This is a genomic window from Shewanella sp. 10N.286.54.B9 (genome assembly GCF_041468565.1).
Lineage (GTDB): Bacteria > Pseudomonadota > Gammaproteobacteria > Enterobacterales > Shewanellaceae > Shewanella.
In genome coordinates this window covers 71,295-93,213 of sequence record NZ_JBFRIY010000001.1, presented here as the reverse complement: position 1 = coordinate 93,213, position 21,919 = coordinate 71,295, and the positions used below count along the sequence as shown (strand labels likewise).

23 protein-coding genes are annotated in these 21,919 nt (G+C 43.6%); 19 read left to right on the top strand and 4 right to left on the bottom strand.

Going from position 1 to position 21,919, the window contains the following annotated elements:
- The first annotated feature begins 55 nt into the window (after window positions 1-55).
- The 6 genes from AB4135_RS00420 (at window position 56) to AB4135_RS00395 (ending at window position 4,492) form a co-directional block, all read left to right on the top strand.
- The gene (locus AB4135_RS00420; protein ID WP_371989347.1) at window positions 56-907 is read left to right on the top strand and encodes a thymidylate synthase; all 852 of its coding nucleotides are present in this window, start codon (window positions 56-58) and stop codon (window positions 905-907) included.
- Window positions 908-1,231: 324 nt separating this feature from the next.
- Window positions 1,232-2,407: a Na+/H+ antiporter NhaA gene (gene nhaA / locus AB4135_RS00415; protein WP_371989345.1), complete on the top strand. Its 1,176-nt coding sequence runs from the start codon at window positions 1,232-1,234 to the stop codon at window positions 2,405-2,407.
- Window positions 2,404-2,787, top strand: a complete 384-nt coding sequence (locus AB4135_RS00410; RefSeq protein ID WP_371989343.1) for a hypothetical protein — start codon at window positions 2,404-2,406, stop codon at window positions 2,785-2,787. Before nhaA ends, AB4135_RS00410 begins: the two co-directional genes overlap by 4 nt.
- 56 nt (window positions 2,788-2,843) lie before the next feature.
- The gene (gene nhaR, locus AB4135_RS00405; RefSeq protein ID WP_371989341.1) at window positions 2,844-3,752 is read left to right on the top strand and encodes a transcriptional activator NhaR; all 909 of its coding nucleotides are present in this window, start codon (window positions 2,844-2,846) and stop codon (window positions 3,750-3,752) included.
- A 94-nt stretch (window positions 3,753-3,846) separates the two neighbouring features.
- Entirely contained in the window at window positions 3,847-4,086 is a 240-nt protein-coding gene (locus tag AB4135_RS00400) for a succinate dehydrogenase assembly factor 2 (protein WP_371989388.1), read from the top strand.
- Window positions 4,055-4,492: a protein YgfX gene (locus tag AB4135_RS00395; protein ID WP_371989339.1), complete on the top strand. Its 438-nt coding sequence runs from the start codon at window positions 4,055-4,057 to the stop codon at window positions 4,490-4,492. Before AB4135_RS00400 ends, AB4135_RS00395 begins: the two co-directional genes overlap by 32 nt.
- Window positions 4,493-4,497: 5 nt before the next feature.
- On the opposite strand, the gene nadB is transcribed toward AB4135_RS00395, so the two are convergent.
- On the bottom strand, window positions 4,498-6,108 hold the full coding sequence (nadB, locus tag AB4135_RS00390; RefSeq protein WP_371989337.1) for an L-aspartate oxidase: 1,611 nt from the start codon (window positions 6,106-6,108) through the stop codon (window positions 4,498-4,500).
- A gap of 428 nt (window positions 6,109-6,536) precedes the next feature.
- Here nadB and rpoE point away from each other — a divergent pair, with 428 nt between their 5' ends.
- The 11 genes from rpoE (at window position 6,537) to acpS (ending at window position 16,022) form a co-directional block, all read left to right on the top strand.
- On the top strand, window positions 6,537-7,115 hold the full coding sequence (gene rpoE / locus AB4135_RS00385; RefSeq protein ID WP_371989336.1) for an RNA polymerase sigma factor RpoE: 579 nt from the start codon (window positions 6,537-6,539) through the stop codon (window positions 7,113-7,115).
- 26 nt (window positions 7,116-7,141) lie between these two features.
- Window positions 7,142-7,744 (top strand): sigma-E factor negative regulatory protein, encoded by a 603-nt coding sequence (locus tag AB4135_RS00380; protein ID WP_248974960.1) that lies wholly within the window; start codon window positions 7,142-7,144, stop codon window positions 7,742-7,744.
- A gap of 12 nt (window positions 7,745-7,756) precedes the next feature.
- Entirely contained in the window at window positions 7,757-8,689 is a 933-nt protein-coding gene (locus AB4135_RS00375; protein ID WP_371989334.1) for a MucB/RseB C-terminal domain-containing protein, read from the top strand.
- 13 nt (window positions 8,690-8,702) lie between these two features.
- On the top strand, window positions 8,703-9,167 hold the full coding sequence (locus AB4135_RS00370; protein ID WP_371989332.1) for a SoxR reducing system RseC family protein: 465 nt from the start codon (window positions 8,703-8,705) through the stop codon (window positions 9,165-9,167).
- Window positions 9,168-9,299: 132 nt separating this feature from the next.
- A complete protein-coding gene (gene lepA, locus AB4135_RS00365) occupies window positions 9,300-11,090 on the top strand; it encodes a translation elongation factor 4 (protein WP_371989330.1) in 1,791 nt (596 codons plus the stop codon).
- A 137-nt stretch (window positions 11,091-11,227) separates the two neighbouring features.
- Window positions 11,228-12,145: a signal peptidase I gene (gene lepB, locus AB4135_RS00360; RefSeq protein WP_020913806.1), complete on the top strand. Its 918-nt coding sequence runs from the start codon at window positions 11,228-11,230 to the stop codon at window positions 12,143-12,145.
- A 1-nt stretch (window position 12,146) separates the two neighbouring features.
- Window positions 12,147-12,824, top strand: a complete 678-nt coding sequence (gene rnc / locus AB4135_RS00355) for a ribonuclease III (RefSeq protein WP_371989329.1) — start codon at window positions 12,147-12,149, stop codon at window positions 12,822-12,824.
- Entirely contained in the window at window positions 12,821-13,813 is a 993-nt protein-coding gene (gene era / locus AB4135_RS00350; protein ID WP_371989327.1) for a GTPase Era, read from the top strand. The genes rnc and era overlap by 4 nt, the downstream gene beginning before the upstream one ends.
- A 154-nt stretch (window positions 13,814-13,967) precedes the next feature.
- Entirely contained in the window at window positions 13,968-14,666 is a 699-nt protein-coding gene (recO, locus tag AB4135_RS00345; protein WP_371989325.1) for a DNA repair protein RecO, read from the top strand.
- 125 nt (window positions 14,667-14,791) lie between these two features.
- Window positions 14,792-15,529 carry a pyridoxine 5'-phosphate synthase gene (gene pdxJ, locus AB4135_RS00340; protein ID WP_371989323.1) on the top strand — a complete coding sequence of 246 codons (738 nt, stop codon included), beginning with the start codon at window positions 14,792-14,794 and terminating at the stop codon, window positions 15,527-15,529.
- Between the two features lie 97 nt (window positions 15,530-15,626).
- Window positions 15,627-16,022: a holo-ACP synthase gene (acpS, locus tag AB4135_RS00335; protein ID WP_371989321.1), complete on the top strand. Its 396-nt coding sequence runs from the start codon at window positions 15,627-15,629 to the stop codon at window positions 16,020-16,022.
- A 33-nt stretch (window positions 16,023-16,055) separates the two neighbouring features.
- Here acpS and AB4135_RS00330 read toward each other — a convergent pair whose 3' ends face one another.
- A complete protein-coding gene (locus tag AB4135_RS00330; protein WP_371989320.1) occupies window positions 16,056-17,000 on the bottom strand; it encodes a Dyp-type peroxidase in 945 nt (314 codons plus the stop codon).
- A 258-nt stretch (window positions 17,001-17,258) separates the two neighbouring features.
- Here AB4135_RS00330 and AB4135_RS00325 point away from each other — a divergent pair, with 258 nt between their 5' ends.
- A complete protein-coding gene (locus tag AB4135_RS00325; RefSeq protein ID WP_371989318.1) occupies window positions 17,259-17,798 on the top strand; it encodes a DUF962 domain-containing protein in 540 nt (179 codons plus the stop codon).
- 39 nt (window positions 17,799-17,837) lie between these two features.
- On the opposite strand, the gene AB4135_RS00320 is transcribed toward AB4135_RS00325, so the two are convergent.
- Together AB4135_RS00320 and AB4135_RS00315 are read right to left on the bottom strand one after the other, a co-directional pair.
- Complete coding sequence (locus AB4135_RS00320) at window positions 17,838-19,112, bottom strand: HlyC/CorC family transporter (RefSeq protein WP_371989316.1); 1,275 nt, start codon at window positions 19,110-19,112, stop codon at window positions 17,838-17,840.
- A 120-nt stretch (window positions 19,113-19,232) separates the two neighbouring features.
- Window positions 19,233-20,021, bottom strand: a complete 789-nt coding sequence (locus tag AB4135_RS00315; RefSeq protein ID WP_371989315.1) for an inner membrane protein YpjD — start codon at window positions 20,019-20,021, stop codon at window positions 19,233-19,235.
- A gap of 394 nt (window positions 20,022-20,415) precedes the next feature.
- Between AB4135_RS00315 and ffh the strand changes: the two genes are divergently transcribed.
- Complete coding sequence (gene ffh / locus AB4135_RS00310) at window positions 20,416-21,789, top strand: signal recognition particle protein (protein WP_371989313.1); 1,374 nt, start codon at window positions 20,416-20,418, stop codon at window positions 21,787-21,789.
- Window positions 21,790-21,919: the final 130 nt, after the last annotated feature.

The window sequence follows — 21,919 nt, the reverse complement described above, 5'->3', positions numbered from 1 at the left end:
CACCCTTAAACTGCTATTAATACGGTTTAAGTTTTTATTTTTATAGGTAATAGTAATGAAACAGTATTTAGAACTTTGTCAAAGAATCATTGATGAAGGCACATGGGTTGAGAATAGTCGTACCGGTAAACGCTGCTTGACTGTGATTAATGCTGACTTGGTTTACCACGTAGATAAAAATGAGTTTCCACTGATCACGACCCGTAAAAGCTTTTGGAAGGCAGCGATTGCTGAGATGCTTGGCTATATCCGTGGCTACGATAACGCTGCCGATTTTCGTAAAATTGGTGCCAAGACATGGGATGCCAATGCTAACGACAACCAAGCGTGGCTCAATAACACCCACCGTAAGGGCACTGATGATATGGGGCGGGTTTATGGAGTACAGGGCCGCTCATGGAGCAAGCCTGATGGCGGTTCAGTTGACCAATTGCGTAAAATTGTTGATAACCTTTCTAAAGGGATTGATGATAGAGGGGAAATCCTAAGCTTTTATAATCCTGGTGAATTTCACATGGGGTGCCTAAGGCCTTGTATGCATACTCATAACTTCTCGCTACTAGGTGATACATTGCACCTGACTAGCTTTCAGCGTTCTTGTGATGTGCCCTTAGGTCTTAACTTTAATCAGGTGCAGGTATTCGCCTTGTTAGCATTAATCGCCCAGATAACAGGTCACAAAGCAGGTACCGCTTACCATAAAATAGTCAATGCACATATTTATGAAGATCAGTTAGAACTGATGCAAAACGTGCAACTAAAACGCAGCCCATTTCCATCGCCTCAGTTATCGATAAACCCCGACATTAAGTCGTTAGAAGATTTGGAAACTTGGGTAACAATGGATGATTTTGAAGTAACAGGCTATGAACACCATGAAGGGATCCGCTACCCCTTCTCTGTATAGCTAAGCCAGTATCCGACTCGCTTTGGTCGAAATATTCGAGGCGAGTCAATTTTTTTAAATGCATAGCTAGTCACATATTACAGCTGGTTTTAACAAGTAAGCAGTCAACTAAGTTGTTTTTTAGTTCAAAAGGATAGCTTCACCGACAATTCTACGCCATTTAATTGCCCTTGATTCTTTATGTACAATTTGGATTGATATTTAGTCATCTCAAGTCCATACTGGATACCTCGGATATTCCGATGTTTAACTCTGAAGTAAACGATTATTCAGCTTGAGAGTAATCGGCTACACTCGTTACATTGAGATTTTATGGAGCGTAATATGGAACGGGCAATTAGGAATTTTCTAAGCCAAGAATCAGCAGGTGGCATTCTATTGATGATTGCTGTTGTGCTAGCAATGATTTTAGCAAACTCACCTTTATCAGGCATGTACCAAGGTTTTCTTGAGACTGAGATGCAGGTGCGTGTCGGTAGTTTAGATATTGATAAAACATTGATCCACTGGATTAATGATGGACTGATGGCGCTGTTCTTCATGCTTATTGGTCTGGAAGTTAAACGAGAGCTTTTAGAAGGCGCGTTATCAAGTCGAGCACAGGCGTCCTTGCCAACCTTCGCTGCCATCGGTGGTATGCTATTTCCTGCTGCCGTTTATTTAATGTTCAACTATGCCGATCCAATTACTCAGGTTGGTTGGGCGATACCCGCCGCAACAGATATTGCATTTGCATTGGGTATTATGGCGTTGCTCGGCAGCCGTGTGCCGGTTGCACTTAAAGTATTCTTACTAGCACTAGCTATTATTGATGATTTGGGCGTCGTGGTGATTATCGCGCTGTTTTATAGTACTGATTTATCGACGATTAGCTTGGTGGTTGCCGCTGCGGCTATTGTCGGCTTGATTGGGCTGAATCGAAAAGGTGTAACGGCGCTCGGCCCTTATGGGGTATTAGGTTTAATCTTATGGATTGCCGTACTTAAGTCTGGCGTGCATGCAACGTTAGCGGGTGTGATTATCGCTTTCTGTATACCGTTACGTGCTAAAGATGGTTCATCGCCTTCTGAGAGCTTAGAGCATAGCTTGCATCCTTGGAGCACATTTATCATCTTGCCTATTTTTGCCTTTGCAAACGCAGGTGTTGATTTAAGCGGCATGAGCTTAAGTTCATTGTTATCGCCAGTACCGTTGGGCATTGCGTTAGGTCTTCTAGTCGGTAAGCCATTGGGTATTATGTTATTTAGCTTTATCGCTGTGAAACTTAAACTTGCTGTATTGCCTGATGGTGTGGGTTGGAAGCAGATTATTCCAGTCTCTGTAATGTGTGGTATCGGTTTCACCATGTCGATGTTTATCTCTTCACTCGCATTTGTGGGAGAGGGGGCGATGTATGGTGACTATGCTCGACTAGGGATCTTGTTAGGCTCAATTGCATCAGCGGTGATTGGTTACTTCTGGTTGTCTAAAGTATTGCCTGAAAAAGGAGAGAAAGCATGAGGATTGCACTAATAGCGTTGGTACTGGGTTTAGGTTTTACTGCGACCGCTTCCGCTTCACAGATTGAAGCGTGTAACTTAGATATCAATGATGCACATTGTCAGAACTATCTAGAAGGTGTTGTTGATGGCGCGCTTATGTATAAAGGTGCCGCGGTTGGCGAGCGATTAGAGTCTAATGATTATGAGTCTCGAGCATTGAAATATCGAGGTGGCAAACGCTTCCAAGAAGCTAATCGTACTTTTTGTCAAAACCGAATCCCCGATCGAGATGCGCTGGTATCTGGCTTAGCGGAGGCGTTTAAAGTAGGCAAAATCGAAACCACTGATGACCTTACTACAGCGATGTTCAGTCTAATGGATTGTCAGCGTCTGAAGTAACTCCTTAAGGGCTAGCACAGGTGCTAGCCCTTTTTATATCAACAACGGCATTTTAGATGGCAAATCTTAACTATAATCACCTCTACTATTTTTGGATGATCCAAAAGAAAGGCTCAGTGGCTAAAGCGGCTGAAGCACTGCATTTAACGCCTCAGACTGTCACTGGACAGATCCGCGTGTTAGAGGGGACGCTGAAAGGAAGCCTATTTAAGCGAGTCGGACGTTCACTTGAACCGACAGAGCTTGGAGAGTTGGTATTCCGTTACGCAGATAAGATGTTTAGTTTAAGCTATGAGATGATGGATATTCTTAACTATCAAAGAGATGAGAATATACTATTTGAAGTAGGCATTGCTGCAGCCCTGTCTAAAGCGTTAACCAGCCGAGTGTTACTTTCTGTGGTACCCAGTGATGGTTCGATGCATTTAGCATGTTATGAGGCTACTCATGAAAGCTTAATGGAGCGACTTCGTGGGCATAAGTTAGATATGATTTTGTCTGACTGTGCTGGTGAAAGCCTCAAATATCCCGAGATTTTGTCTAAGCAGCTGGGAGAGAGTGGTATTGCTTTTTTCTCAGCGGAAAGCTATTCCAAAACATTTCCTGAATGTTTAGAGCAAGGCAAATTGCTGATCCCAAGTAGAGGAACGTCATTAGGCCAACAGTTAGTGCGCTGGTTTGATGAGAAAAACCTTAATATCAGTATCCTTGGTGAGTTTGATGACGCGGCAATGATGAAGTCATTTGGATTTTTTAAGCAGGGGATTTTCGTCGCACCCTCTATCTATAAGCAGGATATTTTAGACCGTGGAATGATGTTGCTTGGGGAAACGACCGAGGTAAAAGAGGTTTACCATGTAATGTTTGCCGAACGTATGATTCAGCATCCAGCAGTAAAGCGTTTATTGAATACTGATTTTTCTGAACTCTTTGCGGGGAATGACGTAAAAGTTAAGCAGCTTTAACCACATGTTTTGGCAGTAAAGCTCATTTGGGTATACACTAGCGCCACTGTAAGAGATTGGAGTAATAAACTTGTCGGAATCATTGCCAGAACCCATGAAAATAGCAAGAGTACGATGGGCTTGTCGCCGAGGCATGTTAGAGCTAGATGTGTTGTTTCAGCCTTTTGTTGAAAAACATTATCAAGCGATGACGAATGCTGACAAAGCGGTTTTTGTTAAACTACTTGAGTGCGAAGACCCTGAGTTGTTTGCTTGGTTTATGGGACATGAAGTTTGTAAGAACCCTGAGTTTGCAGATATGATTGTCAGAGTTCGTGGGCGCCCAGCAGCTTAGCTTTAACCTTTATAGCTCTTTCGGTCAGCGCTTATCGTTGACCGTTATCGCTGCCATTTGCTTAACCTCCTTTTTAATCTGGCCCTATTCTGAGTCGCTTTTTATCTTTGTGAGTAAAATACTCACTTTTACCTTATGCTGTAGTTTTTTTGCATGGCAGTATTGGCGCTTAAGAAACTGGAATTGCCAGTTTATCTTATCGGCGGACGGACATGGGCAGCTGAATCAACAACAAAGCTTTATCGTTAAAGGCAAACCTATAGTGACGCCTTTTGCTGTGATATTTGATGTTGCTTGTGAGCAGGAGATAAAAAGGCTAGTTGTATGGCGAGATATGTTAGACGACACAAATTACCGTAATTTGTGTCGTCTATTACTGCTTGCTTACCGAAATCGATTAAAGTAAGCCGATTACTTAGGTTGTAATATTGTCGGCTTAGGTGATGCTTCTTTCTCAGGATGATCAATGTTGTAATGCAGCCCGCGACTCTCTTTACGCTCCATGGCACAGCGAATAATGAGTTCGGCAACTTGTACAAGGTTACGTAGCTCTAACAGATTATTACTGACTCTAAAGTTACTGTAATATTCTTGGATCTCTTGCTGCAACATCACGCAGCGTCTTAGCGCGCGCTCTAAACGTTTATCAGAACGGACAATACCGACATAATCCCACATAAACAGGCGTAGCTCGTGCCAGTTGTGGGCAATTACCACCTCTTCATCTGAGTTTGATACTTGGCTTTCATCCCAAGCGGGCAATGTGCCTGGCATTGGGATTTTAGCGAGTTGGCTTTCAATATCTTCTGCAGCCGCTCTAGCAAATACTAAACACTCTAATAGCGAGTTACTGGCTAAACGATTCGCACCATGCAGACCTGTGTATGCGACTTCGCCAATAGCGTATAAGCCGTTGAGGTCGGTTTGTCCGTGTAAATCTGTCATCACACCGCCGCAGGTATAGTGGGCTGCAGGCACAACTGGTATCGGATCGGTGGTGATATCAATACCAAACTCTAAACAGCGTTTATGAATGGTAGGGAAATGCTTAATAATAAAATCTGCGGGTTTGTGAGTGATATCCAAATAGACACAATCAGAACCTAAACGTTTCATCTCATAATCGATTGCTCTAGCGACGATATCCCGCGGTGCCAGTTCTGCTCTGTCATCAAACTCTGGCATAAAGCGGCTGCCATCAGGGCGACGTAAATAGGCGCCTTCGCCCCTGAGTGCTTCGGTCAACAAAAAGTTGCGTGCATCAGCATGATATAGGCAGGTTGGGTGGAATTGATTAAACTCCATATTGGCAACTCGGCAGCCTGAACGCCAAGCCATGGCGATACCATCGCCTGAAGCTACATCTGGATTAGATGTATATTGATAAACTTTTGAACTACCACCTGTTGCTAATGCTACAAAGCGTGCTTTTACTGTTTCGACTTGCTCTAAATCTCGATTCCAGACATAGGCACCTTGTACACGGTTACCAGGCCTCTCTAGTTTACGAGTCGTAATCAAGTCGATGGCATTATAACGTTCGAGCACTTGGATATTTGGGTGGCGACTGGCTCGCTCTTGCAAGGTAACTTGTACTTCTTTACCTGTTGCATCGGCGGCATGCAGTATCCGACGATGACTATGACCACCTTCACGTGTTAAGTGATAAGGCGCGTCATCGACGCTGCCATCTGCAGTTTCTTCTTTGTCGAAGGCGACGCCACAATCAATCAGCCATTGCATCGATGCGCGTGCATTTTCGGCTGTAAACTTGACTACTGGCTCGTCACAAAGCCCCGCTCCTGCGACTAATGTATCGGCAACATGAGACTCAATCGTGTCCTCTTCATCGAAAACGGAGGCTATACCACCCTGAGCGTAATAGGTTGAACCCTCGCTTAAAGGACCTTTGGAAAGTAAAATAACTTTTGATTTTTCAGCGAGATGCAGTGCAAGGGTTAGCCCCGCAGCACCACTACCAATAACCAAAATATCAGATTGGTGTTCAACTACTTGTTTCATCAGGTATCATAGAGTCATCTGGGAATTCGGACTATGTTAAACCAAGATGCCGTTTATGGATACTTATCAAGTTCGCATATTACTTGTTGTATCTAATTAACGTTAAGTATTTTTCAGTACTGTTTGCAAACACTGTAGCCCTTAAGCCTGCTTTTATTATCAAATATAACGTGATAAAACTGGGTGATTAACAGATTTTTGTGATGGCTAACTCAACAAGTAAAACATTCAGTGCAGATGGACAGCATTTTGGTGTGTTATATGGGTATGTTTTCAGGTAATCAACTTTTTAAGTTTGCTTCCAAAAAAAAGAAAATGACACATTTTCACATTTTTATAGAACTTTTTTGAAACTCGCTAGTCTACATAAGTGAATATGATTCGAGCGGCTGAGAAATCAGTATTAGATTTAGGAGTAGTCGGCTCGGATGAGTGGACAAATAAGTGATCAACAATTAGTTGAGCGCGTGCAGCGTGGTGATAAGAACGCTTTTAACCTTTTAGTACAAAAATATCAAAACAAGGTCGTGAATCTGATATCGCGTTATGTACGAAATCAGGCCGATGTTGCAGATGTGTCGCAAGAAGCTTTTATAAAAGCTTATCGAGCGTTACCGAACTTTAGGGGCGAAAGTGCGTTTTACACATGGCTGTATCGCATTGCAGTTAATACTGCAAAGAATCATCTGGTCGCACAAGGGCGTAGAGCGCCTGCGAATGATGTCGATGCTGAAGAAGCTGAATACTATGATGGCAGCGATGCGTTAAAGGAGTTTGCATCTCCAGAGCGACTCGTTTTGTCAGATGAGATTCAAAAGGTCGTTTTCGACACTTTAGACACATTGCCAGAAGAATTGAAAATGGCAATCTCACTTAGAGAACTTGATGGTATGAGTTACGAAGAGATTGCTAATGTCATGGATTGCCCCGTTGGTACTGTAAGATCACGGATCTTCAGAGCACGTGAGGCGATTGATAAAAAGCTTAAGCCGTTGCTAGAACGCTAGCACCCTTGAAAAAAGATAGGTGAACAATGGATAAATTAGGTCAGGAATGGGTATCTGCTGCTGTCGATGGTGAACTCGACGAGCAAACGTTAGCTGAATTAGCAGCTGATGCAGATTCACATGAGCAGTGGCGTGATTATCATATGATTGGTGATGCGATGCGTGGCGAACTGCCACAAGCAGTATCTATTGATCTGAGTGCTAGTATCATGGCTGCGATTGATGAAGAGCCTGCTATTATTGCTCCTAAGCAAACTGCTGTTAAAGCGGCCACAAAGCCTACTTCAAGTAAAGTTGTGCCACTATTTAAGCAATTTGGGCAGTATGCTATTGCAGCGACCGTTGCTATGGTTGCAGTGGTTGGTGTGCAAAATTATAACCAAGAGACATTGCTAGATAACTCTCCTTTACCTGTTTTGAACACTAGACCTCTCATTGGTAGTGCATCACCGGTAAGCTTGCAGACTGGCGCAGTACAGCAGAATCAAAGCTATACTAATGAACAAGTCGTTGATCAGCGTCGTCGTATTAACTCCTACATTCAAGATCATATGTTACAACAAAGATTGAATAATGGTGCGGTTATAGAGGACAATAGAGAGGTAGATACGATACCTGTCAATCAGTAACAAGGAGTTAGCTTGCGTCTAATCCTACTGGCTATTCTAGCCATGAGTTTTCCCGCGATGGCGCGGGAAGATATGCCCGCCAAAGCTTGGCTTGAAAATATGAGCCAAGCACTGCGCGAACAAGAATTCAAAATATCCCTAATACAAATTCAAGCCGATCATATTCGTCCTTTGGTTTATATTCATGGCAAAGTTCAAGATCAAGAGGTGGCATTTCTAGAACACCTAAATGGCCCGCCTAAGAATGCTGTTCGAGTTGGTAATACTGTTACTTTCATTGAGCATGACCAACCTGCTTATAGTGTTCATGCAAAACGTATTCAAGGGGTTATTCCTGCCGCTTTCGCTGATGATATCTCTAATCTAGAAGCTGGATACCAGTTTGTATTAGGTGGCAGAAGCAGAATTGCAGGACGACCAGGACAATTGGTACGCATCATACCTAACGATGATAATCGATATGGTTATCAAGTTTGGCTTGATATGGACACCTTCTTGCCGCTGCGATTTGACATGATTAATAATGATAAGCAGCTGTTAGAGCAGCTTATGGTCGTCGAGCTATTAGTTTTAGAAGAGGTGCCATCTATACTTAAGGAGGCGCACAAGCAGGAGTGGCCGGCAGTAATGGCGCAATCTGAACGTGCAGCAGGTGAAGATTGGAAGTTTGGTTGGTTACCGAAAGGCTTTAAAGTGCTGGTAAAAGATCAGCATCGATTAATTGGTAGCAAAGAAGCTGTAGAGTACATTGCGATTAGTGATGGCCTTGCCAGCATCTCGGTTTATGTTGCTAAAGCAGGCGATGCGCCACTTCCAGATGAATTGGTTACCCGTAACGGTTTATCGCTTGCTACTGAACGTGTTGGTAATGCAGAGGTTGTTGCTGTAGGTAAAGTGCCAGCCGAAACGTTAAGCCGCATTGCTCAAAGCATTATGTTGCAGTAAAAGGTTTATCACCATGATGGAAGAGGTTGCCAAAGTTGTCGCTAACAGTAACTCTGGCTGGGTCGTTGTAGAAGTTGAGATGAAGAGTGCTTGTAATCACTGCGACAGCAGTGATTCATGCGGTACCTCAGCCGTTGCTAAAGCCTTTTCACCAAAGGTTCAGCGTTTTTCTATTGAAACCGAACGTGCTTTTGCAACTGGAGAACGCTTAAAACTCGGTCTTCCGGAAAGTGTTATTCTGAAAGCCGCGATGTTGGTTTACATCCTGCCTCTAGTCGGTTTTTTCATCGGTGCTTATACCGGTAACTTATTGGCTACAGGCTTAGAGGTGAATCAAGACTTGTTGTCTATTGCTTTTGCATTAGTTGGTGGCGTCGCTTCTTGGGCCTTAGGAAAGAAATTCGCTAAGGCCTTAGAGGAAAAGGCGCAACCAATCATTATAAAATCTCTTGGTAAGCCTATAGATATAGCGCAGTAACCGCAGATACTTGGCCTCTGGCATAACTTTCCAATTCAAAAGCATGATAAAAATTGGTATTAAAGCCGCAATCGGGTACAATTCTGCACCTTAAAAATTCTTTTCAACTTCGAGTTAAGTCATCCCAGCATAATGAAGCATATTAGAAACTTTTCAATTATTGCCCATATTGACCACGGCAAGTCAACACTCTCAGATCGCCTTATTCATGAATGCGGTGGCTTAACCGATCGTGAAATGGCCGCACAGGTTCTCGACTCAATGGACATTGAGCGTGAACGCGGTATTACGATTAAAGCGCAAAGTGTTACTTTGGATTATAAAGCTAATGATGGTGAGACTTACCAACTTAACTTTATTGATACCCCTGGCCACGTCGATTTCTCCTATGAAGTATCACGTTCTTTAGCGGCTTGTGAAGGCGCGCTATTGGTAGTTGACGCTGGTCAAGGTGTTGAAGCGCAAACCCTAGCGAACTGTTACACCGCACTTGAAATGGATATGGACGTTGTGCCTGTTCTGAACAAGATCGATCTGCCACAGGCTGATCCAGACCGTGTAGCGGAAGAGATTGAAGATATTGTAGGCATTGAGGCGGCTGACGCTGTGCGTTGCTCGGCTAAAACCGGTGTCGGTATCAAAGATGTGTTGGAAGTGATTGTTGAGCAAATTCCACCACCTGAAGGTAATGAAGAAGGGCCTCTGCAGGCACTGATCATTGATTCATGGTTTGATAGTTATTTAGGTGTTGTATCTTTAGTGCGTATTAAAAATGGCGTATTAAAGAAGGGCGACAAGTTTAAAGTTATGTCTACAGGTCAGACTCATACTGCTGATCGTGTGGGGATTTTTACTCCGAAACAAACTGATACTCCACAGTTAAAAACTGGCGAAGTAGGCTTTGTTATTGCGGGTATTAAAGAGATCCACGGCGCACCAGTGGGTGATACGCTGACTCATGCAAAGCATGGCGCACTTGAGCCATTACCTGGTTTTAAGAAAGTTAAACCACAGGTATACGCGGGCTTATTCCCTATCTCAACCGATGATTACGAGAGCTTCCGTGATGCGCTTAACAAGCTAAGCTTGAATGATGCATCATTGTTTTTCGAGCCTGAAACCTCATCAGCTCTCGGTTTTGGTTTCCGTATTGGCTTCTTGGGTCTGCTCCACATGGAGATCATTCAAGAGCGTCTAGAACGTGAATATAACCTAGAGCTTATTACTACAGCACCTACGGTAGTGTATGAGATCGTCCAGACCAATGGCGAGACTATTTATGTCGATAACCCATCGGATCTACCCGCGATTAATAACATTGAAGAGATGCGTGAGCCAATTGTAGAGACCAATATTCTGGTACCAAAAGAATATTTAGGTAACGTTATTACTCTGTGTGTGGAAAAGCGTGGTGTACAAACCAACCTGGTTTATCATGGAAACCAAGTGGCATTGACCTACGAATTACCAATGGCAGAAGTGGTTATGGACTTCTTTGACCGTCTAAAATCAACCAGCCGTGGTTATGCATCGCTTGAATATAACTTTGTCCGCTTTGAGCCTGCTGACATGGTACGTTTAGATATCTTGATTAATGGTGACAGAGTCGATGCGTTGGCAATGATCATCCATAAAGGGTTGATCCGTACTAAAGGTCTTGCTCTTGTAAATAAGATGAAAGAGCTTATTCCTCGTCAGATGTTTGATATTGCGGTTCAAGCTGCTGTAGGTAGTCAGATTATTGCACGCTCTTCGATTAAGGCGATGCGTAAAGACGTAACAGCTAAGTGTTACGGCGGTGACGTATCACGTAAGAAGAAGTTATTGCAGAAGCAAAAAGACGGTAAGAAACGCATGAAGCAAGTGGGTAACGTAGAAGTTCCACAAGAAGCGTTCTTAGCAGTGTTGAAGCTTAACGATTAAGCTAATTCGTTAAGATTTGTTAATATATCGCTAGTCTTTGCGCCGCAGTTTGCGGCGCTTTCATTACTGGCGTATAACCATAGTGACATCGGCATTTTAGTCGCTACTCAATTATGTTTGGCAGGAGTTAATTAATAATGGCAGCCTATTTTTCGCTAATTCTAGTTTTGGTCACTTTAGGCAGTGGCCTTGTTTGGATGGCTGATGCGCTTGTATTTGCCCCTAAGCGTCGTGAGAAGTTGGCAATGGCTCAAGCTGCTGAAGCTGAGTTAAGTGAAGAGAATGCAGAAGTGATACTGCGCGAATCGGCGTTTGTTGAAACATCAAAGTCTATCTTTCCTGTTATCGCATTCGTGCTTATTTTGCGCTCTTTTATTTATGAGCCGTTTCAAATCCCATCAGGTTCAATGATGCCAACATTGCTGGTTGGTGATTTTATTCTGGTAGAAAAATTTAGCTACGGGATTAAAGATCCTGTTTGGCGCACAACGTTAAAAGAAACCGGTAAGCCTGAACGCGGTGACGTTGCCGTCTTTAAGTACCCAGAAAACCCACAGATTGATTACATCAAGCGTATTGTAGGTTTGCCGGGCGACCGCATTGTTTACCGCAATAAGCAGCTTTATATCCAAGCTGCTTGTGCAGAAGGTCAAAGTCCTTGCCCAGAGCTAAAAGCCGTTGAAAGAGTATCGGTTAATCGCGGCGAGTTTTCGCAAGACGGTACGCCATTGTTACGCTTTAAAGAGCAAATTGGTGATGTGACTCATGACATTTTAATCAATCCATCACGACCTGACATGATCAACTACTATCACCGCCAAGAGAATGTGCCGTTGACCGAGTTTATCGTGCCAGAAGGTCAATACTTTGCAATGGGTGATAACCGCGATAACAGTACTGATAGTCGTTTTTGGGGCTTTGTACCTGAACATAACCTCGTCGGTAAAGCGGTAGCAATATGGATCAGCTTTGAGTTTGACCGAACACCTGCTGACTTTTTGCCAGCTTGGATCCCAACAGGGGTGCGTTTTAACCGTGTAGGCGGAATAGTGTAATATGGAACCGATTAAAAATATCCCTAGACTATGTCGTACATTGGGCTATGAGTTTGCTAAGCAAGCATTATTAGATCAGGCGCTAACACATAGAAGCGCCTCTAATAAGCATAATGAGCGCCTCGAGTTTTTAGGTGACTCAATCTTGTCGATTGTGATTTCAGACGCGCTATATCATCAGTTTCCTAAGGCAACTGAAGGTGATTTGAGCCGAATGCGTGCGACACTGGTTTGCGGGAAAATGTTGGCCGAGATAGCCATTGAGTTCAAGCTTGGTGATTATTTAAAACTTGGGCCCGGTGAATTAAAGAGCGGAGGGTTTAGACGAGAGTCTATATTGGCCGATGCGGTAGAGGCGATCATTGGCGCCATCTACCTGGATTCTGATATAGAGAAATGTCGTAAATTGGTGCTCAACTGGTATGCATCGCGCTTGCAAGTGATTGAACCAATTAATCAGAAAGATCCAAAGACGTTACTTCAAGAACATTTGCAGAAGTTTAGAAAACCGCTGCCAATCTATAAAGTCGTCCATACTGAAGGGGATGCCCATGAGCAAACCTTCACCGTTGAATGTGTTGTAGAAGACTTGAGACAAGCCGTTGTCGGGGTTGCTAGTTCACGCAGAAAAGCAGAGCAAAGTGCAGCCGCTCAAGTGTTGGAGTTAATTAAGAAATGAGTAACGAAAAAGATTTACCCGAGAGCAATGAGCCGAGTCTAGATGACTTACTCGCACAGATGAATAACCCTTCATCTGCAGTAAAGTACGCGGTAACTTATTGCGGTATGGTGGCGATAGTCGGTCGGCCAAACGTTGGTAAATCAACCTTGCTTAACAAATTGTTAGGCCAGAAAATCAGTATTACCTCTAAAAAGCCACAGACGACGCGTCATCGTATTATGGGGATTCATACTGACGGCCCACGTCAGGTGGTGTTTATTGATACACCCGGTCTTCACATGGAAGAAAAGCGTGCCATTAACCGATTAATGAACCGCGCAGCTGCCAGCTCTTTAGCTGAAGTCAGCTTAGTGGTATTTGTGGTTGATGGTATGAATTGGACGCCAGATGACGAGATGGTACTGCGTAAGTTGCAGAGCCGTAATGATGGTCGTAAAACCGTTCTAGCTATCAACAAAGTCGATAACATTAAGGATAAAGAAGCTTTATTTCCGTATCTTGAAGAGTTATCGAAGAAGTTTGAGTTTGATGAAATCCTACCAATCTCTGCGACACAAGGCACCAACGTTCAGCGGATTTTAGATATGTCAGTTGAATCGGTACCTGAGTCTCCACACTTCTTCCCTGAAGATTATGTCACAGACCGTTCACAGAAGTTTATGGCATCGGAAATCGTTCGCGAAAAGTTAATGCGCTTTTTGGGCGATGAACTTCCATACGATTGTACTGTTGAAATTGAGCAGTTTAAAATGATGGAAAATGGTGTCTATCAGATCAACGCGTTAGTACTCGTTGAGCGTGAAACTCAAAAACGCATGGTGATTGGTAACAAAGGCGAGCGCATCAAAAAGATTAGCTCTGCAGCGCGTGTTGATATGGAAACATTGTTTGATAACAAGGTTTTCTTAGAGATGTGGGTGAAGGTTAAATCGGGTTGGGCTGATGATGAGCGTGCACTGCGTAGCTTAGGTTACGGCGAAGAGTAACCGTTACAGTCATAGCGCTGAATAATGCCTCTTTTTAGCAATAGAAAGGGGCATTTTTGTATCCGGCTGGTGCTGGGTGTTTTGCATTGTGGTTGAATGGCTTTATGATGGTTACTCATAGATTTATCTCTTTACTAAGCGGAATTAAATAATCATGGAGCGTGGCTACGTTCTTCATACTAGACCCTTTCGTGAATCGAGTGTGTTGGTCAATTTGTTAGTTGATGGCAGAGGGCGTGTTGATGCTGTTGCTAGACTTGGCAGCAGTAAGAACTCTATTCGCAGCATAGTGCAGCCATTTCAACCACTCATTTTTCAGTTGCAAGGTAAGTCAGATCTTAAAAATTTAAAACAAGTTGAAGCAGCAAGCCCTGCTGTACCGCTATCGGGTGATTGCCTGTATTCAGGCTTGTATCTTAACGAACTGCTTATTCGCTGCCTAACCGTGCAGCATAGCGCTGAAGAGCTGTTTTTTAACTATCATCAGACGTTGATCGCAATGGCAAAGGAGTTTAATCAAAGCCAGTTACGCTATTTTGAGCTGGCGCTACTGCAAGAGTTAGGAACCATGCCGTCGCTTGAGTATGACCCGTCAGGTGCAGAGATGACGGCCAGTGGCTTTTATCGACTGGAACTCGAGCATGGTTTTATGCCGGTAATAGCGACACAATATAATCAGCATAAATTCTTCACTGGTGAGATGCTATTCGCACTTAAACAGCAGACGTTGTCGGCTGAGCACTTTGCCGAAGCGAAAAAGTTGATGCGGCAACTGTTAGCGCCGACACTGGGTGACAAGCCGCTGCACTCACGTAGTTTGTTCATTAAGAAGAGCGCGAGCTCTAGAAAGTGATTCCATGAGATTTACTAGGTTTCACTCAAATAATTCAATGGGGTATAGCTGCTCACGTGCTGGCTATAGACTAAATCTCGCAGTACAATAGCGGCTTTATAAATTCGTTTAATCAAGGAACACACATGAGCCGGATCCTACTGGGCGTTAACATTGACCACATTGCGACTCTACGCCAAGCTCGCGGTACTAACTATCCCGATCCTGTTCATGCTGCCGCAGTCGCCGAACATGCTGGTGCTGAAGGCATAACCATTCATCTACGTGAAGATCGCCGCCATATTATCGATAGAGATGTGTATACCTTAGCGAAGACCCTCAAGACTCGTATGAATTTTGAGATGGCTGTTACTGAAGAGATGCTCAATATTGCTTGCGAGATTAAGCCTGCTTATGTGTGTTTAGTGCCAGAGAAGCGTGAAGAGCTTACGACCGAAGGTGGTCTTGATGTTGCGGGCCAGCAAGATAAGATTGCTGCCGCTGTCACGCGCTTATCGGAAGAGGGCATTAAGGTCTCTTTGTTTATCGACGCTGATAAAGCACAAATTGATGCTGCTGTTGCCGTTGGCGCACCAGTGATAGAGATCCACACAGGCTGTTATGCTGACGCCGAAACTGACACTGAAGCGGCAGCTGAACTTAAACGTATTAGCACTATGGCGACTTACGCTCATGGTAAAGGGCTTGTGGTAAATGCTGGCCATGGTCTGCATTACCATAACGTTAAGCCTATTGCGGCAATTCCTGAGCTGTATGAGCTTAATATTGGCCACGCGATTATAGCCCGCGCAGCGATAGATGGTTTAGCGACAGCAGTTCGTGATATGAAGCAGCTAATGGTTGAAGGTCGCCGCGGCGAGTAATTCGTTGCTGACTAAAGCTTGAGTTGATAAAGCCGAGTGTAGCGTCTAGCTATGCTCGGCTTTTGTTTAGTTATAAATTTAGTGAGAAAGGTAATTTATGATTGTTGGTTTGGGCACTGATATTGTTGAGATTGCGCGCATTGAAGCGCGAGTGATTGCAACGAGTAAGGATGAACTGCTAAACAACCGCTTAGCTAAAAGAGTATTGACGCCACTGGAGCTTGCTTTGTTCGTCGCCTCTTCTAATCCTGGACGCTATTTGGCGAAACGCTTTGCTGCAAAAGAAGCTGCAGCTAAAGCGTTAGGCACTGGTATTGGTCGCGGTGTCTCGTTTCAACATATTGAGATTAGCAATAATGATAATGGCGCTCCTATTGTCACGTTTACAGCTGGCGCAGCCGAAAGGTTGAGCACGCTTGGTGGCGTTCGAGGACATTTATCGATTGCAGATGAAAAACACTATGCGACAGCAACGGTGATCCTAGAAAACTAAAGAGCATGAATAATATCGCTCTAATTAAATGACCTATTCATCATCAAACTGATCTAAAAATGTTCTAGAAGGGACAAAGTATAAGGCCCCAGTTTTAGCATCGACGAAATCTAATAACCGATCATAGTGACCATCTTCATCTGCGTGGATCATCTGGCTAAGAGAGGTCTCAATAATACTCGGTGTTGCCGCGAAGCCAATGAACATGGTGCCATGCTCTAGTGCATTGCCGTAGGGTCTATTTTGTCTAAGCATTTTCACTTCTAAGCCATCGACTTCGACTTTGCTTTTAGCATTGTGTGCCCACGCGGGCTTTTGCAAGTCACTTAATTCTACATTATCCATTTTGGTGCGACCTACAACTTGCTCTTGATACTCGGTGCTCTGTTTATCCCAATCTATTTGTCTATCAACATAACGTTGTACATGTAAGTAGCTACCGCCCTGATGCAGCTCTTGGTCTTCTGCAACGAGTACCGCACGGGCGCGTTCTTCACCGGTTGGATTCTCTGTACCATCGACAAAATCGATCATATCGCGGTTATCTAAATACTTATAACCTTGTATATCCTCAATCAACGTTGCTAGTTGGCTAAAGCTTTTCATTATGTATTTAGCGGCTTGGAAGTTAAGATCAATACGTTCGGATTTGATCATGACAAATATATCACCGCCAGTGGCAGGGAAAAGGCGGCCATCATCACTCATCTCTTTAAACGGATGTAGCTCTGCCGGCATGGGAGATGATGAAAACAGTTGTGGCCATGCATTGGCTGAAAATCCAATCGACATACTGAGTTCTGCCGTTAAATCCTTTTGGTTAATTGATTTTTCAATACCATTAATTGCGGCTAAACAGTCCGCAATCTTTTCTTCTCGTGCTGTAGTCTGATTTTTTAAACAGAAGGTGAGGTACTCTACATGCGTAGAGGGGTTAGATAAAACGCCTGGCTGAGCGCACTTGATTAGCGGGAGCATATCAACTCTTCCTATAAAGGGATAAAAAGTATGGTTTCATTTATTGAGTGTAGAACAATCATTTAGTTTGTAAAAAGTTGATTTGCAGTTAGCTGGATTAGTTTTTTGCTCGTTGTTTTGTTGTAGCATTGGTGAAAGTGAGGCGAGCTAGGTTGTGCTTTGAATATTTGCTCTATTAATAGAGAGCAAAATCCTTTAGGTTAAGGATAAGTTAAATAATAACTATAATTAGACTTAACCCTGTATGGAGATATAAAAATGAAATCCGCTGTAGAGCAGCTATCGACTTATAAAAGTGTGCACTTAAACCCCAGTAATATAAAAACGCATTTTTTTGGGGTGCCGCTGATCATCTGGTCAGCATTTGTAGGCTTTAATCTTATTCCAATCAACTTCGCAGTATTTAATGATCCCGTTATTAGCTTTAATGTGGCAACTATTTTTGCGGTATTGGTATTGGGGTATTACTTCATGTTGCACGCAAAATTGGCGTTTGGTCTGACCTTGTTCATTATTCCAGTGCTTTATACCTCTAGTATTGTTGCTCAATATGACGGTGCGGGCTACCTCGCCGTAGCCACCTTTGTTGTAGGTTGGGTCATTCAGTTTATCGGTCATAAATATGAAAAGGCAAAACCGGCTTTTGTAGATGACTTGAATCAGTTATTAATTGGACCATTCTTTTTGATGGCAGAAGTTTATTTTAAGCTTGGTCTTGAAAAAGAGTTGTTAGCGGAGATTACGCCAATCGCGCGGGATAAACGCAGAGCACTTGAAGCTGCGAAAAAAGCCAAGTAAATTATAAAAAAACGCTAACCATTCGGTTAGCGTTTCTAGTTAAGCTTTTGGTTGTGCATAGTGCTGAGGCAGCACCCGCACCGTTTTCACCATGTTATCGCCCAGTTCTATCACCTCAATGGGGTAGCCAGCAATGCGCATACTGGTTTTAACCGTTGGGATCTCTTCGAGATGTTCCAATATCAAGCCGTTAAGGGTTTTAGGACCATCAATTGGAAACTGCCATTCCATCTCTTTATTAAGTTCACGAATGTTGATGCTTGCTTCAATCAGGAAGCTACCATCTTGTTGTTCGTTAATATCTTCACTCGGAGTGGTGATCATCGAGGTTGTATAATCGCCAACAATCTCTTCGAGAATATCTTCAAGGGTGACTAATCCCTGAATATCACCGTACTCATCGACGACGAGGCCAATGCGTTCTTTATTTTGCTGGAAGTTGCTCAATTGCACATTCAGTGGCGTACCTTCCGGGATAAAGTAAAGCTCTTTAACGGCACGTAAAAGTGAAGATTTACTAAATTGGCCTTTAGATTGCAGCCGCAGAGCATCGCGTAGATGAACAAAACCAACGGCGTCGTCAACAGTATCTCGGTAAAGCAATACGCGAGTGTGCGGGCTTTGAATCACCTGTTTATTAATGCTTTTAAACTCGTCATTGATATTAATCGCGTACAAGTCTGAACGTGGCACCATCACATCTTCAACGGTGACTTTTTCCAGATCCATAATTGACAGTAACATCTCTTGGTGACGTCTTGGGATCAATGCTCCAGCTTCGTGTACTACTGTGCGCAACTCTTCTTGGCTTAGTGCATCAGAAGTCTTGGTTGAACGGATACCAAGCAGTCGTAGCACGGCAGAAGTAATCAGGTTGACCGCTTTTACAAATGGCAGCAGCACGACTAGTAGTAATCGTAAAATATGGCTAGACGGAAATGCGATACGTTCCGGGTGCAGAGCGGCAAAGGTTTTAGGGGTCACTTCGGCGAAAACTAACACTACCATTGTTAATACACCGGTAGAGATCGCAATACCTACGTCACCAAATAAGCGCAGACCGATAATAGTTGCTATAGAGGAGGCGAGGATATTAACCAGGTTGTTACCGATCAAGATAAGTCCAATCAATCTATCCGGGCGTTCAAGTAGCTTTGTCGCGCGTATAGCGCCTTTATGGCCGCTTGATGCCAAATGACGTAAACGGTATCTGTTAAGGCTCATCATGGCTGTTTCAGACCCAGAGAAATAGGCTGAAAGTAAAATCAAGACGAACAGAACAGATAACAGTACGCCAGTGGATATTTCGTCCAAAAGTTGGAGCTCCGCTGTGGATTAATTAAAACCGTAAAAAATTAGTAATTACAGATATTTCGAAAACATGTCAAGTTTGGCTCAATGCTGAATCGATTGAGCCAACTGACGAGAATGGAATTAACCGAGGATCAACTCTTTCACAATACGGGCACCAAAGTAGGCGAGTGATAGTAAAACTCCACCAGTTAGGGTATACGCTACGGCTGTTCTAATCTTACAACCGACCCAATATTGCTGCGCTAGCATGCCTATATACACACACCATGCAAGGATAGACAAAATAGCCTTGTGGCCTTTACCCTCTTCGAACATGTCATCAAGGAATATGAAGCCCGTTGCCAGTGCTAAACTTAATAGGATGACGCCGACAATCACTAAGTGATAAAGCTGCTTTTCAACCGTCATTAATGGCGGCATTGCAGACGTCATAACCAGCTTCTTGCTCTTTAGTCGGTGTTGAATGATGGCTAATTGGATTGCATAAAGTGCTGCAATCATCAAGGCACTGTATGCCATTAATGACAATACAACATGCACTAATACATCTGGGTGGATCTCAAAGTGGGTGATGTATTCTGGTGGAACAAGCCATAAAAGGGCGACAGAGATCACCGAGCAGGCATAAACCACAGGTACCACTACGATAACCTTGAGACGAAACAGTAATATGGTAAAGCTAAAGGTGATAATCCAATTCACCAAAGAGATGACATTGGTCAGGCTAAAGTTTTGCCCATTGCCTGTAAATACGGCTTGTGACAGTGCAGCTGCGTGTAGCACAACACCGATGGCTGCTACGCCCGCAACTAACTTCCTGTTTGGTCCATCAGCGTGAAAAAGGCGAGTCGCGACGAGAACCAAAGCAATACTGTAAAAAAACATGGCTGAAGCTGAAAAAATAACCATTGAGTATTAACCTATTAATTGTGAGCTAATTGTTGTATTAGCTTGTTGGCCCTAACCAAAAGTCAAAGCAGACTAAACGCTATCTATATTAACTTGATTCATCCATAAGTTAAATTACTGAATCACAAATCGTAACGTACAAGTTTCTATTCATAAGCCCTAGGGTTTTAATCACACTAACCCAGTGGTTAGATTAACATGAGCTTGGGTTATTTGGGCAGTGACATTGGTTGCAAAAATAGGCTGAATCTATGTCTTAGGTCAGTTTTTTCATAAAATGTCGTCGATAGGGCTAATGTAAGGCAAGTTACTTGGCTCATTGAGTAGCATAATATCTGGGCATCGCTATAATACTGCCCATCAATATCAATTTAAAACGGTAAAGAACTGGATAATGTTTGAGAACTTAACTGACAGATTGTCACGTACGCTGAAGAATATCAGTGGCCGTGGTCGCTTAACGGAAGAAAACGTTAAGGATACTTTGCGCGAAGTTCGTATGGCCCTGCTTGAGGCTGATGTCGCTTTACCGGTTGTGCGCGAATTTGTTAATAGCGTAAAAGAGCGTGCTGTCGGACAAGAGGTTTCTAAAAGCCTAAGTCCAGGACAAGCGTTTATTAAGATTGTCCAGAGTGAGCTAGAAAATGCGATGGGCGAAGCCAATGAGGCTTTGGACCTATCAGCTCAACCTCCGGCAGTGATTATGATGGCCGGCCTGCAAGGTGCGGGTAAAACCACCAGTGTCGCTAAACTGTCAAAGTTTTTGCGAGAGCGAGAAAAGAAATCTGTATTGGTTGTCAGTGCTGACGTATACCGCCCTGCCGCAATCAAGCAGCTCGAAACCTTAGCTGAAGAAGTGGAAGTAGAATTCTTCCCATCTGATGTCAGCCAAAAGCCAGTTGATATTGCAAAAGCTGCGATTGCCCATGCCAAGCTTAAATTCATTGATGTAGTGATTGTCGATACGGCAGGTCGCTTACACGTTGATGAAGCGATGATGGACGAAATTAAAGACCTTCACGCGACAGTAAACCCTGTTGAGACTCTGTTTGTGGTTGATGCCATGACGGGGCAAGATGCGGCTAACACTGCTAAAGCCTTTAATGAAGCGCTACCGCTAACGGGTGTTGTACTGACGAAAGTGGATGGTGATGCTCGCGGTGGTGCAGCATTATCGATTCGTAACATTACCGGTAAGCCGATTAAGTTCTTGGGTGTTGGTGAAAAAACCGACGCGCTTGAAGCTTTCCACCCAGACCGAATTGCTTCGCGTATTCTTGGTATGGGCGATGTATTATCGCTGATTGAAGAGGTCGAGCGCGGCGTTGACCAAGAAAAGGCGATGAAACTTGCCTCTAAGGTCAAAAAGGGCGGTAGTTTCGACTTAGAAGATTTCCGTGAGCAGCTGCAGCAGATGAAGAACATGGGTGGCATGATGAACATGATTGAGAAGCTGCCAGGTGTTGGTCAACTGCCACCAGAAGCGCTTGCTCAAGTTCAAGACGGTAAGATGACCGGACAAATGGAAGCCATTATCAACTCAATGACTCCCGGTGAGCGTCAACGTCCAGATATTATTAAGGGATCACGTAAGCGTCGTATCGCTATGGGGTCTGGGACACAAATTCAAGATGTAAACCGTTTACTTAAACAATTTACTCAAATGCAGAAGATGATGAAAAAAATGTCATCAAAAGGCGGCATGAAAAAGATGATGCGTGGTATGAGCGGTATGTTACCACCGGGTATGAAAATGCCGGGCCGCTAGTCTATTATTAAACGTCCTGTACAAAATTTTGCAGGCTAGAATGAGTTTTCATTCTAGCCTGCAAATCGTTTTTGGCGTAATAAACGTCGATTACGGTTGCATTCGCCGGTCAGTCAGGTAAAATCTGCCG